This is a genomic window from Methanobrevibacter sp., assembly GCF_045636185.1.
In the GTDB taxonomy this organism is placed as follows: Archaea; Methanobacteriota; Methanobacteria; order Methanobacteriales; family Methanobacteriaceae; genus Methanocatella.
The window spans coordinates 1-18,139 of sequence record NZ_JAZTXC010000188.1; the positions used below are offsets into that span (position 1 = coordinate 1).

General features: G+C 30.8%; 13 protein-coding genes. 9 read left to right on the forward strand and 4 right to left on the reverse strand.

Translation table 11 applies throughout. From position 1 onward, the window contains the following. Positions 1–246: 246 nt before the first annotated feature. The gene (locus ACKI3Q_RS10380) at positions 247–702 is read right to left on the reverse strand and encodes a cell division protein SepF (RefSeq protein WP_407416515.1); all 456 of its coding nucleotides are present in this window, start codon (positions 700–702) and stop codon (positions 247–249) included. A 5-nt stretch (positions 703–707) separates the two neighbouring features. Continuing rightward, positions 708–1,757: a DUF1611 domain-containing protein gene (locus ACKI3Q_RS10385; RefSeq protein WP_407416516.1), complete on the reverse strand. Its 1,050-nt coding sequence runs from the start codon at positions 1,755–1,757 to the stop codon at positions 708–710. 186 nt (positions 1,758–1,943) lie between these two features. Here ACKI3Q_RS10385 and ACKI3Q_RS10390 point away from each other — a divergent pair, with 186 nt between their 5' ends. Together ACKI3Q_RS10390 and ACKI3Q_RS10395 are read left to right on the forward strand one after the other, a co-directional pair. Continuing rightward, on the forward strand, positions 1,944–2,888 hold the full coding sequence (locus ACKI3Q_RS10390) for a 3H domain-containing protein (RefSeq protein WP_407416517.1): 945 nt from the start codon (positions 1,944–1,946) through the stop codon (positions 2,886–2,888). Continuing rightward, entirely contained in the window at positions 2,881–3,471 is a 591-nt protein-coding gene (locus tag ACKI3Q_RS10395) for a ZPR1 zinc finger domain-containing protein (RefSeq protein WP_407416518.1), read from the forward strand. The genes ACKI3Q_RS10390 and ACKI3Q_RS10395 overlap by 8 nt, the downstream gene beginning before the upstream one ends. A 24-nt stretch (positions 3,472–3,495) precedes the next feature. Here ACKI3Q_RS10395 and ACKI3Q_RS10400 read toward each other — a convergent pair whose 3' ends face one another. Together ACKI3Q_RS10400 and ACKI3Q_RS10405 are read right to left on the reverse strand one after the other, a co-directional pair. After that, complete coding sequence (locus ACKI3Q_RS10400) at positions 3,496–3,933, reverse strand: hypothetical protein (protein WP_407416519.1); 438 nt, start codon at positions 3,931–3,933, stop codon at positions 3,496–3,498. Between the two features lie 270 nt (positions 3,934–4,203). Further along, positions 4,204–10,560 carry a hypothetical protein gene (locus tag ACKI3Q_RS10405; protein ID WP_407416520.1) on the reverse strand — a complete coding sequence of 2,119 codons (6,357 nt, stop codon included), beginning with the start codon at positions 10,558–10,560 and terminating at the stop codon, positions 4,204–4,206. Positions 10,561–11,236: 676 nt separating this feature from the next. Here ACKI3Q_RS10405 and ACKI3Q_RS10410 point away from each other — a divergent pair. From ACKI3Q_RS10410 to ACKI3Q_RS10440, 7 genes are all read left to right on the forward strand, one after another. Then, positions 11,237–12,037 (forward strand): TMEM175 family protein, encoded by an 801-nt coding sequence (locus tag ACKI3Q_RS10410; RefSeq protein WP_407416521.1) that lies wholly within the window; start codon positions 11,237–11,239, stop codon positions 12,035–12,037. 215 nt (positions 12,038–12,252) lie between these two features. Beyond that, complete coding sequence (locus ACKI3Q_RS10415) at positions 12,253–13,398, forward strand: adhesin (RefSeq protein WP_407416522.1); 1,146 nt, start codon at positions 12,253–12,255, stop codon at positions 13,396–13,398. A 40-nt stretch (positions 13,399–13,438) separates the two neighbouring features. Beyond that, the gene (locus ACKI3Q_RS10420) at positions 13,439–14,119 is read left to right on the forward strand and encodes an MIP family channel protein (RefSeq protein WP_407416523.1); all 681 of its coding nucleotides are present in this window, start codon (positions 13,439–13,441) and stop codon (positions 14,117–14,119) included. Positions 14,120–14,442: 323 nt separating this feature from the next. Beyond that, entirely contained in the window at positions 14,443–16,440 is a 1,998-nt protein-coding gene (locus tag ACKI3Q_RS10425; RefSeq protein WP_407416524.1) for a phage holin family protein, read from the forward strand. A 105-nt stretch (positions 16,441–16,545) separates the two neighbouring features. Continuing rightward, positions 16,546–17,223, forward strand: a complete 678-nt coding sequence (pyrH, locus tag ACKI3Q_RS10430; protein ID WP_407416525.1) for a UMP kinase — start codon at positions 16,546–16,548, stop codon at positions 17,221–17,223. A gap of 8 nt (positions 17,224–17,231) precedes the next feature. Beyond that, entirely contained in the window at positions 17,232–18,020 is a 789-nt protein-coding gene (locus ACKI3Q_RS10435; protein WP_407416526.1) for a TatD family hydrolase, read from the forward strand. 14 nt (positions 18,021–18,034) lie between these two features. Then, a partial coding sequence (locus tag ACKI3Q_RS10440; RefSeq protein WP_407416527.1) for a DUF2116 family Zn-ribbon domain-containing protein occupies positions 18,035–18,139 on the forward strand: 105 nt, incomplete at its 3' end.

Below are 18,139 nucleotides of genomic sequence, written 5' to 3' on the forward strand. Positions count from 1 at the left end.
TGGCAGATATTTTTCCTATATTTGAATTAGAAAATTGTGAGAAAACTAATTCAAACAAAATTTAATTTTGGAGATTGTATTATTATCGACTGATAATGTTTAAGCAATGTGTTTTTTTAGGTTGGCCTAAACTTTACATCACTAGATATAATGTAGTAAAAACTAGTATTTAAATATTTCTATTTTTTTAGGTAACCCTAAATTTATCAAAAATAAGAATTGGAATAATGCGAATGCATTATCCGATTAATTTTTTTTAACTAATTTTACTTTCCTAGGAGCGAGAATAATTAAGTTTTTTTCGCTATTGCGTGAAAGCAATAATGCTTGAGCACCATAACGAGCCCTCATTTGCTTAATTTTATCTCCAGCAAGTTTAAAATTAGCAGGACTTTCACTTTCAAGAAAAGACAAATCTAAAATAACTGGATTTTTCTCTTCAAGAATTTGATCAACAACATAATTAATATCATCTATAGTCTTAGGTCTGATTAAAACAATTTCATAAAAAGATGATTCTGGAATGATAGGTTCAATATCATCAAAATCCTGCCCAGATGGTTGTTTAGTACCATATTGAGGATTTTGTCTTGGAGTAGGACGGTTAGTATATCCGCGATTTGCATTATTACTCCTACTTCTCCTGGAATCTTCATCTATCTCAAAACCCAAACTTTTTTTAATTACATCCACATAATTCATGTAAATTACTCCTCTAAATAATCAAAAATAGCATCCAATAATTTTGAAGCTCCATTGTGATAAACATCCTCAACAGGTAAATCAAATTTGGATTCGAAAAATTCAATATCCATATCTAACTCTGCATTTTTTAAGTTAATAGATAAACCAACAACTTTAGTTGGTTCAATAGCTTCAATTGCTCTAATTTCTTCTTCAATTCCTCTAGGATCCCTGTATGGATGATTTGGTCTGTGTCCAACAATAACTGCATCCGGAGCTGCACCGATTAAAATAGCGGCGGATAAACCTCTTGGATGAGGATTTCCTTTTTCAGTTAAACTGGATTGGCCTTCAATGAAAATAATATCTGGACTTTTTTCCTCTTCAACATATTTAATCGCAGCTAAAATAGCTGCAGGAACGTCCATTGCAGATAAACTGCCTGCTCTAAAATTAAAATCAGTTGGTTCTTCAAGTCCCATTTCATCAGTAGATATGATGGCTGATGTTAAACCACGTTCTTCAGCAGCAATGCCTAATTTTTTAGTGGTGGTTCTTTTACCACACTCCTGGGAAGTTCCTCCAACAAAAACAACGGGAGCCTTAGGAGTATATGAAATTTTTGGTAAAACTTCACATGACTTTTCAGGAGCAACGCCTGCAAATTTTTCAACAACATCTAATCTTGGACTAATTTCTTTAATAACAACATTTTTTGCTTCTGCAAATTTAATTAATGCAGGATTATCTTCAACTGACAATGATCTAAATGAAGTAATAACATTTAATCCTGCGTCAATAGCTTGAACAGCATATTTAAGAGCTGTACCTTCAGCACCAATCGGCAACATTATAACAATGGAATTTGCATCATTTTCCATTAAACATTTTTCTAAACTATCTGAAATTATCTGTCCGCAATACTGTTTACCTTGTTTACGTTCATCATCATCAATGAATCCAACTGCTTCAACACCTTCAAGATTGGAGAATTTTTCTCCTCCCCCTCCACAACCAACAACAATGAAAGGGTTTAACTCCTGAATTTCTTTAACTGAATTTATTGAGTACAAAACTATCTCTCCTATAACTTATAATTATCTCATAATAATAAAAATAATATTAAAATTTTCAAAAAATTATATACTAATTATAATTATTATATTTTCTAATATTAAAATATAATGTTATTAAATAGAAAAATCTTTTTAACATAATATATAAATTATTAAAAAAAGATAACATGGAGTGCCAAAAACATGAGAAAACCTTATGTTATATTAATTGGAAGTGCATCTGGGATTGGAAAGTCAACTATTGCCTCACAATTAGCAAAAGAATTAAATATCAAACATTTAATTGAAAGTGATTTTATTAGAGCAGTGGTACGAGGAATTATCGGAAAAGAATATGCTCCGGCATTGCATAGTTCATCTTATGATGCTTATAAAAATTTAAGAAATAAAGCAAATTATCAAAGCTATGAAGAGCTGGTTTCTGCAGGTTTTGATGAACATGCTTCTTATGTGATTCCCGGACTTGAAAAAATCATTCAAAGAGCCATAACCGATTTTGATGATATAATTATAGAAGGAGTTCATTTGATTCCTGGTTTAATAGACATTGAACAGTTTAAAGATTATGCAGAAATTTACTTCTTTGTTTTAAGTTCTGATGAAGAATCCCACAAGGAACGTTTTGTAAAACGAGCAATACAGATTCATAGAGGTGGAAAACAGCTTGATTTCTTTACGGAAAACAGAATCATCCACAATCACCTACTGCATCAGGCCGAAAAATATAATGTTTCAATAATTAAAACCGAAACCATTGAAAAGAGTATGGAACAAATATTGACAATCATCAATAAATCCAGCACAAACATTAAACTGACAAATAGTGTTGAAGAGCTGAAGGATGTTGTTGACATTATTATAAATGAAAATAACGGAAGCATAGAAAAAATAGTTTATAGTCTAAAAGGATTTAAAGAACCTCTTGTTAGAGAAGTTAAAATTTCAGATTATGAATCCGCTAACAGATTTATAGACAATATTGAAAAAAATCCAAATGTTAAACAGGATTTGGATAATTTATATAATATATCAAAATATAGGGAATTAACAATTTGCGCATCCAATAGTGAAACCCTAGAAAAAATTGAAAAGAAATTGACAGATAAAGGATTTGTTTACAATGGGTGAAGAAGAAACAACTGAAATTAATGAAATGGCAATTAAATGCCCCGTATGTGCTGTTGAAGGTTTTGCAACATCAATAATGAAAGAAATTGAAATTCCACACTTTGGAAAAGTGCTTGAAACAACAATCCAATGTAAAAAATGTGGCTTTAAACATAGCGATGTTATAGCGCTTGAACATAATGACCCTGCAAAATATAGTTTAAAAATATCTGAAGAAACATTATCTGTAAGGGTTGTACGTTCACAATCCGCTACAGTCACAATTCCAGAAATTGGAGTTAAAGTAGAGCCAGGGCCAAAGTCAGAGGGATATGTAACAAATGTTGAGGGCATACTTACACGATTTGAAGGTGCAGTAAAAAAAGCGATGCAACTATTTCAGGACGAACAATCACAGACCAATGCTCAGAATACTTTAGAAGCTATTGAAGAGCTAATTAATGGTGAAAGAACAGCTACCTTAATAATTGATGATCCATTCGGTCAAAGTAACATTGTCAGTGATGATGTGGTAATATCTGAAATTCCTGAAGAGGAATTACAACAGTTAAAAACAGGATTTTCTCATATCGAAGACAAATAGTTAAAAAAATAAGTAATGGAAGAATTATTCTTCTTCCTCTTCTTCTTCAGAAACTGCGGAAAAGCTAGCAAAAGTATCTTCTTCAATAACATCTTTTAATTTTAATGTTTTTTGAACATCCATTGCTAAAGCATTACAATCTGCTTTAATAGCTTCTAAATGTAATAAAATTCTTTCTTTTTCTTGGTTAATTCTTTCAATGTTTGTGTAAGGGTAAGTAGATTCCTTAAGCATTTCATATTCGATTGTAGTGTAAGGATAATCATTTAATTGTTTACATACATTTTTTAAAACTTCACCTAAGAATTTATTCATTTCAACTTTTACTCTTTCCCTAATCATTTTGTCGTCATCAAGATTTTCTTTCATTAAACGAACAACTTCTGCTTTAGCGAAAGGTAATTTTTCTTCATCTTCATCAACAAATTCTTCAGTAGTTTCTATAATTTCTTCATCTGACATAATTAATCACTTCATTATTTTTTGAAAAATATTGGTGTAAAAATAAGCAAGTTTACAAAAAACATCTTATTACATCAATATCAATTTTAATATTTATTCAAAGTCTTATTTAAAACTATTGATTATTTTACATATACGGCAAATAATTTTTATGGAAATAATGTTAACTAGTAAAATAATTAAGTAAAAAATTAATAATTTTGACACTTGAAAAATATGAAAAAATCGATTAAAAAAATAAAAAAATAGTAGCATAAAAGCTACTTTAAATTATCTTTTCTTTGAAATATTTGAACCGCAAAAAGCTACTGAAATCAAAGCAATGACAAATAAAATTCCAACAGGAAGACCAGTTTCCCTCATTTCAATACTTGCTTTTGCAACAGCATCAAAATCACCTATTCCAAATCCATTATCATTAAATCTAGAATATGTTCCAGGATTGAATGGATTGTCCGGATCTATGATTTTTTTAATGACTTCAACAATTGATTCGGCATAATTATTCAGCATATTATGATCTAAAGTCTTAGAAATTACTGAAACCTTGTTGCTGATTAAACCTTCCTTTGTAGAAATGGCATCAATATACAAAGATGCTTTTTCACCATTAGGCAATGATTCAATATGCCATATATCATTGACACTATCATAGAATCCAGATGCAGCGAAAACTGATTTAAACTCAAGAGCATCATCTTTAATTTCTGTAATGTTAATATCATTGGCCATATCCGGACCGTTATTGGTAATTTCAATTGCATAGGAAATTAAATCACCAACGGCATACTGCAATTTTGAAACCGTTTTTGTAATAGCCAAATCTGCTGCCGGAGGTACAATGACACTTTTTTCTGCCCTATCATTGGAAGGATTATAATCATGCTGGTCACTTCTTACGACAGCAACATTATTGAATTCACCGGTTTTATCAGCACGGGAAATAATAGTTAATTCCATGGTTTGACCAGAAGCGATATTTCCTACATACCATGTTCCCACTGTAGAATAGCTGCCATCACCCTGTGCACTAATGAAGGTTAGACCTTCAGGCAATGAATCTAAAACAAAAACACGGGTAGCATCGCTTGGACCATTATTTTTAACAATGAGAGTCCATTTTACCAAATCTTTGTAATTGACTACACTTTGATTAGCAAATTTAGTTACTTCCAAATCAGATGAAGGGGCAACATTTATTACGGATTCATCCTTGTTATTATGTGAATCATGGTCATATTCATTTGCATTTGCTGTAACAATGTTTTTTATTTCACCAATAGCTTTGATTCTGGTAATTATATCTAACTTTTGAGTTTCACCAACATTAAGGCAACAGAATTTCCAAAAACCATCTGTGTAATATCCTTTTGATGAATCATAACTAACAAGTTCAAGACCTTTAGGCAAAACATCAGCAATTTCGATTTCTGTTGCATTATCCGGACCATTATTCCTAACAGTGATTGACCATTTAACCAAATCATAGTAATTCGGAGAAGTATTGTTTACTTTTTTTCTAATCTCTAGGTCAATAGCCGGAGGAACTTTAATTGATTTGTTAGCTTCATTATTAGACTTGTTATAATCATATTCGTTGCCTGTGACAATGACTTTATTTGTAAAATCACCTGTTTTGACAACTTTAGTGATTATTTCCAAATTAACTATTTCACCAGCATTCAAATCATCAATAGACCAAATTCCATTAATGTAATTTCCTTTACTTGCAGTTGATTTGACTAATTCAAATGCATCGGGCAATAATTCAGTTACCTTAACATCTGTTGCTTTATCTGGACCATTATTTTTAACAATAATGGTCCATTTAATGTTTTCTTTGTACAATGGAGTTGAAGTGTTTACCATTTTAGCAATCTCCAAATCGCTTGAAGGTGGAACATTGATGGATGAATTATCTTCATTGTTAGATTTATTATAATCATATTCATCAGATGAAACACTGGCATTATTAATCATCATACCTGTTTTATTGACAAAGGTCATAATTTCCAATGTTTTTGATGAAAATGCATTTAATGTACCAATATCCCATTTTCTGCCATCATAATTACCATCAGCAGCCATTACTATCAAACCATCAGGCAATATATCTTCAACTAAAACACCATGTGCATCATCAGGACCATTGTTTTTGACAATAATAGACCATTTTACATATTGATGATAATTTGGAGATGAATTATTTACCAATTTTATCATTTCCAAATCTGCAGCCTTAGGAACATCAATGGACTCTTCATCCACATTATTTGTTTTATTAATATCATATTCGTTTCCAGTAACTGATGCAACATTTCTGATTGAACCTGTTTTATTAACTCTACAAACAATATCCAAAGTAGTGGAATTGCCATTAGCTAAATTACCAACAGACCATATACCATTAATATAATCACCGGCAGAAGCAGAATATGAGTGATAAATCAAGCCAGACGGCAAAATATCACTAACACTGACATTAGTTGCATTATCCGGACCCATGTTTCTTATAACCAATGTCCATTTAATTAAATCCAAATAATTAGGATTACTTACATTAACAACCTTATTTAAAATCAAATCTGCAGTTTTAGCAACAGATATGGCTTCAGACACATTATTATTGGAAGCATTGTAGTCATATTCCTTTCCAGAAACATTAGCATCATTAATAATGATTCCAGTAATGTTCACTAAAGTAACGATTTCCAAACTTTTGGATTGGCCAACATTTAAAGTACCAACAGACCACTCACCATCAACATAACTGCCATTGGAACTTTTAAACACCAATCCTTGAGGAATAACATCACTAACAGTAATTTCAGTTGCATTATCCGGACCATTATTTCTGACAGTCAAAGTCCATTTAACCAAATCACCATAATTAGGATTAGAAATATTAGATTGCTTAGTAATAATTAAATCTGCAGCTTCAGGAACATTGATTAATGATTCTGCCTGATTATTGATTTTATTAATATCATACTCATTTCCAGTAACTAATGCAACATTCTTTATTAAACCTGTTTTATTAACCCTACAAACAATATCCAAAGTAGCAGAAGCATATTTAGCCAAACTGCCAACAGACCATTTACCATTAACATAACTACCATCAGTAGTATAATATGACTGATAGATTAAGCCAGCAGGCAAAACATCACTAACATTAACGCCACTAGCAGCATCAGGCCCATTATTCCTAACGGTCAAAGTCCACCTAACCAAATCACCATAGTTAGGATTGCTTACATTAACAACCTTATTAATGGACAAATCAGCAGCCTTAGAAACATTGATAGTTTTTGATGCATTATTATTTGAAGAATTATAATCATATTCTCTTCCAGTAACTGTTGCAGTATTTACAATAGAACCTGTAACATTCACCAAAGTAATAATTTCCAAACTTATAGATTTACCGACATTTAAAGTACCAACTGACCACTCACCATTAACATAACTACCATTAGAGCTATTAAATATCAAACCCTCAGGCAACACATCACTAACAACAACATTAGTCGCATCATTAGGCCCATTATTTCTGACAGTCAAAGTCCACATAACCAAATCACCATAATTAGGATTAGAAATATTAGATTTCTTTGTAATAGCTAAATCAGCAGCATCAGGAACATTAATGGATTTTTCATCCACATTATTCTTTTTATTAATATCAAACTCATTTCCAGTAACTGATGCAACATTCTTAATTGAACCTGTTTTATTAACTCTACAAACAATATTCAAAGTAGCGGAAGCATCTTTAGCTAAACTGCCAACAGACCACATGCCATTAATATAACTTCCAGCAGAAGCAGAATATGACTGATAAATTAAGCCAGAAGGTAACACATCACTAACATTAACTCCACTAGCAGAATCAGGACCCATATTACTAACCGTTAAAGTCCATTTAACCAAACTTCCAAAATTAGGTGCTGTATTATTTACATTTTTAGATATTTTTAAATCAGCCGCTTTAGCAACATTAATTGTTTTGGATGCTTTATTATTTGCTAAATTATAATCATACTCTTTTCCACTAACTGTTGCAGTATTTACAATAGGTCCAGTAGTATTTACTAAAGCAATTATTTCTAAAGTTCTTGATTGTCCGACATTTAAAGTACCGACAGACCACTCACCATTAGCATAATTTCCATTAGAGCTATTAAATATCAAACCCTCAGGCAACACATCACTAACAACAACATTGGTGTCGACATCAGGCCCATTATTCTTAACAGTCAAAGTCCACTTAACCAAATCGCCAAGATTAGCACTTGTAACATTACTTTGTTTAATGACTGACAAATCTGCTGATTTAGGAATTGTAACTTTTTGAGAATCTTTATTATTATCTGTATTCCAATCAAATTCATTAGAAACAACATTTGCAGTATTAATGATATCACCAGTTCCATTGATTAAAGTAGTGATTTTGAGAGTTGCAGAAGCACCTTTAGTTAAATTACCAATATTCCAAACACCATTTACATAATTACCAACAGAAGCAGAATATGACTGATAAACCAAACCCACAGGCAATACATCAATAACTTTAACTCCTGTTGCATCATTTGGACCATTATTTACAACATTTATTGTCCAGACAACCTGATCATGATAGTTATATGTTTCATAATTGGAATTTTTAATAACCGCATTATCTACTTTAGGCCTAACAACAAAAGTTGTTTGATTTGTAATGGCTTTGTAATAATTATCTTCAAAATGCTTTGCAGTAACTGTGTAAGTTCCTACTTTTAAATTTGACAATACATCACTAACTTCGCCTAAATAATTAGATTTTAATGTTTTATTATAAACTACAGTACCATCAGAGTCTTTAACAGTCAATAATACATCAATATTATATTCGCGGGAATCTTGATATAATTGACCACTGTTTGTTGCTCCATAAACTGGTATTTCACCATCAATTTTTATATATCTATTTGAAGCAGCATTATAAATTGCATTTGAAACAGCCAAATTATCATAATCTCCGATATTGTTTCCACCATATATTACGGCACCTATTCTTTCAGTTTCACCATAGTAAATATCACTAGCACATATAGGGAGCGCATAAACCCAAGCCTGATTTTTTGACATGACATTATCTGTTATATTTAAATCTTTTCCGGATTTATCGTAGTAAATTGCACTACCGTTTCTTGCAACATTATACTCAAAAATATTATTATTTACTGTATCCAAAGTCCCATTAATATAAATAGCACCACCTAACCCATCATTTTTAACATTAGGATTTGCAATAGCAGTATTATGTCTAAAATATGATCTTTGAATATTTGTGGATTTACCATTAACATATATTGCACCACCATTACGTTCTGCATCATTATAATTGAAATTTGAATTACTGACATCAAGAGTATTTGTATCAATAAATACTGCACCACCATCTTTAGATGCATAATTATCATCAAAATTACAATCATCAATTTTAATACTAGAACCTGCTAATTTTACAGCCCCACCATAAGGAGCTCTATTTAAACTAAAATCACAATCAATTATTCTAAGATTTTGTGAATTAAAATTATCCATATTAGAAATTGCACCACCATATTTATTGGCAGTGTTTGATTTAAAAGTACAATTTTTAATTGTTCCTGAACAATGAGTAGTTAAAGCACCGCCGTGATCTGCAGAATTTTCTTCAAATAAACAATTTTCAAATGTAACACCCTCTCTAATACAACTTGCACCAGCATGAGATAAATTGGTTCCATTTGGAGAAATTGCCTTATTTCTAATAAATTTACAATTTTCAACTAGTGAATTTGAAATATATTCTTCTTTCCCTATTTGTAAAGCACCTCCATATACTCTTCCACCATCACTATCACAAACACTATTTGAATCAAATAAACAATCCAATATTCTTACATTATATCCGTAAGCACCCACAGCTCCAGCAGTCATTTTAGCACCATTATTCCTAAATTCACAATTTTTAATTAATAAATTACGCCCATAATCCGGATTTAGGTCAATATCATAACCCGAATATATTGCACCACCAGCCATAGACGCATAATTATCTTGGAATAAACAATTTTCAATTACCACATCCTTTCCATTAATATAAAATGCACCACCATATAATTCACAAGCATTTTTAAAAATGAAATTTGAAAATGATGAACCTGAACCAACATTTTCAACAAAAAATATTCTAGATAAATTTTTTGCATCAAATGTCGCTCCGGACGTAGATGTGAAAGTTATGTTTTTATAAACAGAAATATGAGATTGTGAGTTATCTGTAGTAAATAAACCATTTAAAATAAGTTTATCACCATCACTTAAATTATAATGAATTAAATTTTGAATATCAGAAAATTTTCCATTGTTTAAAGTTATAGTATTAGGTTGCGAAAGTATATCTTGTTGAGAATTTCCTAGTATATCTTCATCAATTGCATTTACATTACCATTTGCTTCACTGCCTATCATATTTATAGTATTTGAAGTGTCATTTAAATCTATTGCATTAACACAGTTAATTACACATAGAAATAATGAAATGAAGCATATGGCAATTAAGAAATTTTTGCTAATAGCTATCTTATTTTCAAACATTTTATTTTCTCCTTCGAGGAAATTGATAACCACCATTAATTAACAAAAAAGCTATTAATAAGCATTTAACCTTTTTATTTTAACTTATATCTTTAAAAATTACATTCTAATCTAAAATTTATGCAAAATTTAATGAATTAAAAGCCGACTATCAATGTAGCCAGCTTACACCTCATAATTTAGGACAAATATAAGATCATAATCCAACAATTTTGGACAATTTTACAATCCGAAAATAATTTTATCAAAAAATTATAATATTGCGCCAAAATAAAAGATAATCTATATAAATCCTCTAAAATCTAATTAATACAGATTAATATTTATATTTTTGCTTTAAACTGAATATAAATCTACTTCATTAAGAAATATTACATTAAAATTAGAATTTAACATCGCAATATAAAAACTTTAAACAGTAGGTGAAAAATGAAAAAAAGTAATAAAATTAAAAATATTTTTCAAAATACCACGTTAAAATCTAAAAAACGAATATTCAATACAAATGAGAAGTTTTAAAACGAATATATGCCAAAAATTTAATTTGAAACTAAAATCGAAAACCGATTTTGAAAATCGACAAAGCCTGTAAAAATAATTATAAATATTTTTAAATACACACATTAAAATTAATAGGAAACTTGGTGATATTATCAAAGATGAAAAGTTTGAAGAATTGCATGATTATGAAAGCTTAAGAAAATATTTTAATGCTGAGCTTCTTGAAATAGTAGAAGAGTTAGATAAAGAAGATATTGAAAAAATGAGAAAGTTCAGAGATGAATTTAGAGAGAAATACTTAACAAATCAGGATATTGAAAAAAAATTAAATAAAAAAAATAACTTTTTTCCAAAATTCATAGAGACTTTTGAAAGCGATATTGATATTGACCCCGGAAGACTGTTAGGTTTGACTGACGGCATTTTTGGTATGGTAATGACTCTTCTAGTCTTTGGTATGGCTTTGCCCGGCACCCAATTGTTAACTGAAGGAGAGTTTATAGCTTTTTTACACTCAATTGCCCATAGTTTTGGTTTAACTATTGTTAGTTTTATTGTAGTCGCTTCTTTTTGGGTTTATCATCATGAATTTATTAAGATTAAATCATTGAATATGCCATATTTATGGATTAATATGTTATATTTAGCCTGCATATCCATTATTCCATTTACAACATCTATGATAGGTCTTTATTCAGACTTTTTCACAGCCCACCTGATATTTGGAATAAATATATTTTTGACAATCCTGTTCTTTTTAATCATGTATCTCTATGCATATAATAGAGGATTTTTAGAGAATAATCCTTCAAAAAGAGAAAAGAAATATGTTATACATACATTAATCATTCTTATGGGCATTACTATTGTAACAAATATTCTGAATTTCTATTCTACAGAGGATTTTATGTATCTGTTCCTGTTGATTCCAATAATTTCTACAATCCGTGACATCAGATTTAAAATGAAATCATGACTCTTTCAAAAAATTCAAAATTTGTAATAAAAAATATGAATCATTCAAAATCCAATTAATATGGATTAATATCTATTTTTTTGCTTTAAACTAAATATTAATTAATTTTATTAAAAAATATTACATCATTATTAGAATTTAACCCCATTATATGAAAACATTAATTAATATGAAAAACTATAATTAGAAATTAACTTAAAAAAAAGGATAAAACCATGAAAAAGGAATGTACCATAATACTAATAATATTTTTATTGATGTCCTCAGCTATTGGGCAAGTAGCTGCAACAACCACAATATTTTTAACCTCAGATAATGTTATGGGCAATAATGATGAAGTTACCATGCTAAACTCCATAAAAAATTATATAGAAGAGTATAGTAACGGAGATATTAAAGTAATTGTTGATAGTGAATCACCAAGTCCTGGAGAAGCATCAAGAGCATCAGAAAGTGGTGCAGACATATGTGTAGACTTCGCGGCAGCCGACCCCGGAAACCTTCTTGTAATGGCAAAATACAGTATCAATTCCGGAAAACAGATAATTTATGTAAATACTGGAGACTTTGATCTGGACAGTTCACATTCCCTTAGAAGGGCCTGGGACGATAATTACTCACCAACAATATTTGCCGGAGTAAATTATCCAGGAAAATACCTGAATGAATCAGGAGTTAAATACATACAGCCACTGAAAGTATACCCTAATGCTGCACATAAGGGACATCTGCATGAAAATAACGAGGAAGTGAACAGATACATCGCAAGAGAAGTGGTTAATGCCATAGGCAATAACAATTCCAAATACTACGATAATGATTTGGTAATCACACACAATTTATCTCCTTCACAAATGGCCAAAGCAAGCCAGGAATTATACTCAAGCGGAGACAGTGAAATGAATGGTACCTACAACTCATATACAGGTCCGCAATTATTATACCTGACAAGTTCATATCTAAACGGAAATGGACTTGAAAGTCCTGGAGAATATGCAGGGCCATCAAATCCAGAACAATATTCAGTATTTGCAAAAAATTCCTATTCAATAAATGACTATATATCAATGGCAGGTATAGTAAAGCAGTATATGGATGACAACGGAAGAGCGCCAGATTCTATTGAGTATGAAGGTGCTAAAATTAGTTATTATGATTTATTATACAATTTTGCTAAAATAACTGCAAACCATACAGACGGCACACACATGGATTTTGCAAAGAACTATCATTTTGAAAAGGTCCATGAATCAATACTTATAACAATTCTCCCATATGTTTTAGTAATTGTTGTTTTAATACTGGCTTGCGTAGGATTAAGAAAAATAAGAGGCAAAAGAAGAAAGAAAAGAAGAAGATAAATATATAAGTAATAACAATATTATGATATGAGGTGAATTTATGAAGAGATATGTGAGTGAATTAATAGGAACTATGGTTCTCGTTTTATTCGGATGTGGAAGTGCAGCTATCGCAGGAACTGTACTTGGAAATTTAGGAATAGCTATGGCATTCGGTTTATCAATTGTTGCTATGGCATATGTTATTGGAGACATCTCCGGATGTCATATCAACCCAGCAGTATCCATAGGAATGTGGATTGATGGAAGAATGGAAGCAAAAGACTTAATTTTATATATTATTTTCCAATGTATTGGTGCAATTATAGGTACTGCAATACTTGCTGCTTTAATTAACTGTGCACCAGGCCTCGGAGGATATATGGCTACAGGATTAGGTCAAAATGGATTTGGTGCAGCATCAAGCATAGGCATTAACATGACAGGTGCATTATTAACCGAAATAATTTTAACCTTTGTATTTGTATTTACTGTACTTGGAGTTACCAGAAGCGAAAAAACAAGTGTTGTAGCTGGAATTGTAATCGGTTTAACCCTTGCATTTGTACATATTTTAGGTATCCCAATAACCGGTACCTCAGTTAACCCTGCACGTAGTTTAGGCCCAGCATTATTCATGGGCGGAGTAGCTCTCCAACAACTATGGGTATTCATTGTTGCTCCAATTATCGGTGCAATCATTGCTGGTTTAGCACACAAAGGATTATACGATGGAGAATAAATAATTCTTCATATTTTTTTATTTTTTTATACAATAAAATCATCATTCTCTTTTTTTAATATTTAAACATCAACTAAGATTTATATTAATTTAATATTCAATATATCAAAATTTTCAAAAAATTTTATAAATATTGAAAAATAGAGTAATACTATACATTTTTACACTGGAGTATACCAACAAATACAGAAATATTTTATTTATTCTGCAAATATTCCAATCAGTACTGATCCATAAATGAATTTATTTATCAAAAATATGTCTTGAATTTAAAAATCCAGTGCTAATGTTATAAAATAAATAATCGTGAAATAAGTGAAACAATGGACCGTATTCAAGATTTTGAAAAACCTCCTCGAGTTACAATAAAAAGGAGTTTAATAATATTTATTGGAAATATAATTGGAATATATTTAATCATGCTATTTGGATGGGGAATTCCATATGCTGAATTGGATGATGTAGCACTATTTGTAATATTTATAAGTATAATTAATGCATTATTATGGCCCATACTCACTAGACTGTTTATGCCATTTCTTGTTTTGACATTTGGTGTTGGAACATTAGTTTTAAATGGATTATTACTACAAATATTTGCTCCTCTTTTCTACATACAAATTAAAGGTCCTGCAATAATTTTAACTCCAATATTGATGGCTTTTGTAACAACAGTATTATCTGCATTATTAACTATTGAAGATGATGGATCATATTACCGTTCTGTTTATAGGGATGCTAAAAAGAAACGAAAAAAGGAACCAAAAGATTATCCTGGATTAATTATTATTGAAATTGATGGTCTTGCATATGATGTTTTAAAAGAAGCAATTGATAAGGGGTTAATGCCTACAGTCAAATCAATGATAGATAATAATACGCATACACTCAGAATGTGGGAAACAGATTTATCTTCACAAACCGGTGCCAGCCAAGCAGGAATTTTACATGGAAATAATGAAGATATTACTGCATTCAGATGGATTGAAAAAGCAAATAACAATCAAATGATGCAATGTTCTGGAGTAAATAGGGTTAAAATGATTGAAGAAAGAATTTCCGATGGAAATGGATTGCTTGCAGAAAATGGTGCTAGCAGGTCTAATTTATTCTCAGGAGATACAGATAATGTCATTTTTACATTTAGTAAAATATTAAACATTAAAAAATTATATAATAAGGCCTGGTTTTCCGTATTCTCAAATCCAAGTAATTTTGCACGTATAGTTAGTTTATTTTTAGCTGAAATGATTTTAGAAATAATATCCCAAATAAAACACAGAATACTGAATATTCAACCACGAATCAAACGTGGAATTACATATATTCCAGTAAGAGGTGCAACCAACGTATTTATGAGAGAAATTAATACATCCACACTAGTTGGGGACATAATGGTTGGAGATGTTGATGTAGCATATTCCACTTATTTGGGTTATGATGAAATAGCTCACCATTCCGGCGTTCGTGATGAAGATGCATGGTATGCTCTTAAGGGAATGGATAAACAGATAGACCGTTTAATTAAAGCAAACAAGTATACCCCCAGAAAATATCAATTTGTTATTCAGTCAGACCATGGACAAACAAACGGAGCAACATTTAAACAAAGATATGGAGAATCATTTGAAGATTATGTTAAATCCCTACTTCCAAAAGACATGAAAATGTTTGCGAAAATGTCATCAAATGAAGACCACTATGCAGAATCATTCATACCTTTTTCAAAAAAGAACGATGATTTAATTGATAAAGGAGAAGAAAAAGAATTAGGGGCCTCTGAAGTAATCGTACTAGCTTCTGGGAATCTTGCAATGATTTATCTGACTCAATGGAGCCACCGATTAACCTATGAGGAAATAAATGAATATTTCCCTGAATTAATTCCTGGAATTGTTAACAATGAATATGTAGGATTTATCGTTGTCAGATCATCTGAAAAAGGAGATGTGGTAATTGGTAAAAATGGTATTTATTATTTGGATACTGGTGAAATTAAAGGAGAAAATCCTCTTGAACAATTCGGTGAAAATATTACACGGCATGTTAAAAGAAACAGTTCCTTTAAATACACACCAGATATTTTAGTCAACAGTTTTTATGATAAAGAAAACGATGAAGTCTGTGCCTTTGAAGAATTAGTTGGAAGTCATGGAGGAGCCGGAGGCAGCCAATCAAAACCATTCATATTATACCCTTCAGATTGGAATGTTAGTGATGATGATATTATTGGTGCTGAAAGTATTTATAGAATATTAAAAGATAATTTAAAGTCATTAAAAGAAGAATCAAGTGACGATATTAATATAAGCAAGCAATGAATCCCCTAAAATACGAACTCGTGCAATCATATTTTTAATTATATATGCTATGAAGTACAATCTTTTATTATATAATTGATATAAAATATACAATAAGGTGAATATATGAAAATAGTTATTGCAATTGGCGGGTCTATTCTATTGAAGGATTATGATAGTTCAAGATTCGAGCAATATAGTAAAATTCTAAAAGAATTAACAAATGAACATGAATTATTCGTTGTAGTTGGTGGCGGAAAACCGGCTAGAGAGTATATTAGTGTTGTTCGTGACTTGGGAGCTGGTGAAGCTCAATGCGATGATATTGGAATCGAAGTTACGAGAATTAATGCTAAATTATTGTTATCTGCACTTGGAGATGCAGCTTATCAAAGAGTACCTCACAATTTCCAAGAAGCATTAGAATTCGCTGCAAGTGGAAAGATTATTGTTATGGGCGGAACAGAACCTGCACACAGTACTGATGCAGTATCTGCCATTTTAGCTGAATATGTTCATGCAGACAAATTAATTAATTTGACATCAGTAGATGGAATGTACACCAAAGATCCAAATAAATATGATGATGCTGAACTTGTAAGAGAAATAACAGCTACAGATTTACTTGATTTCCTAAATGGTAAAGATATGAAAGCTGGAACTTATGAATTCTTTGATACTACAGCTGTTCAAATGATTAAACGATCCGACTTAGAAACTGTTATTGCAAATGGTTATGAACCTGAAAATCTCATCAAGGCAATTAATGGTGAAGATATAGGAACCAAAGTTATTAATAAATAGGTGATTTTGTGGATAATCTAATTGATATTGGTTTAAATTTAATGCATTCCTCTTTTAAAAAGGACAGAGTTGAAATCATTGAAGAAGCAAAAAAGGTTGGAGTAAATCAATTCATTATTACCGGAACCAATATCCATTCAAGTCACATGGCTCGAGATTATGCATCCAAATATCCGGACACATTATTTTCAACATCAGGTGTTCATCCGCATGATGCTAAAACATGCAATGGACATACAATTTTTGAATTGGAAAAAATAGCTGATGATGATTGTGTTGTGGCTATTGGAGAATGTGGGCTTGACTACAATAGAAATTTTTCACCACAAGATTTGCAAAGAAAATGGTTTGAAGCACAGGTTGAACTTGCAGAAAAACTAAATATGCCTTTATTCTTACATGAAAGAGAAGCTCATGAAGATTTATATAAAATTTTAAGTAATCATGATTCAGTAGTTGAGAAAAGTGTTGTTCATTGTTTTACCGGAACAAAACAAGAAGCTCAAAATTATATTGATTTAGGTTGTTATATAGGTGTTACTGGATGGATTTGTGATATGAAAAGAGGAAGAGACTTGCAAGAAGCAGTAAGTGTAATTCCTCCAGAAAAGTTAATGATTGAAACAGATGCACCCTTTTTAATACCTAAAAACTTTGATAAAAAACCTAAAAAGAATAGAAACGAACCGAAATATTTACCCCACATACTCAAAACTATTGCTATGTGTATGGGTATGGATGCAGAAGAACTTGCATTGCAAGTAACTGCAAATACAAAAGAATTTTTTAAAATATGAAATAGGTGATAAATATGGCAGTAGAACCTCACAAACATTGTCCAATATGTGGAACTCCAATTCCATTAGATGAACTCGTATGCTCCCCCGACTGTCAAAAAGTATGGGATGCAAGATTA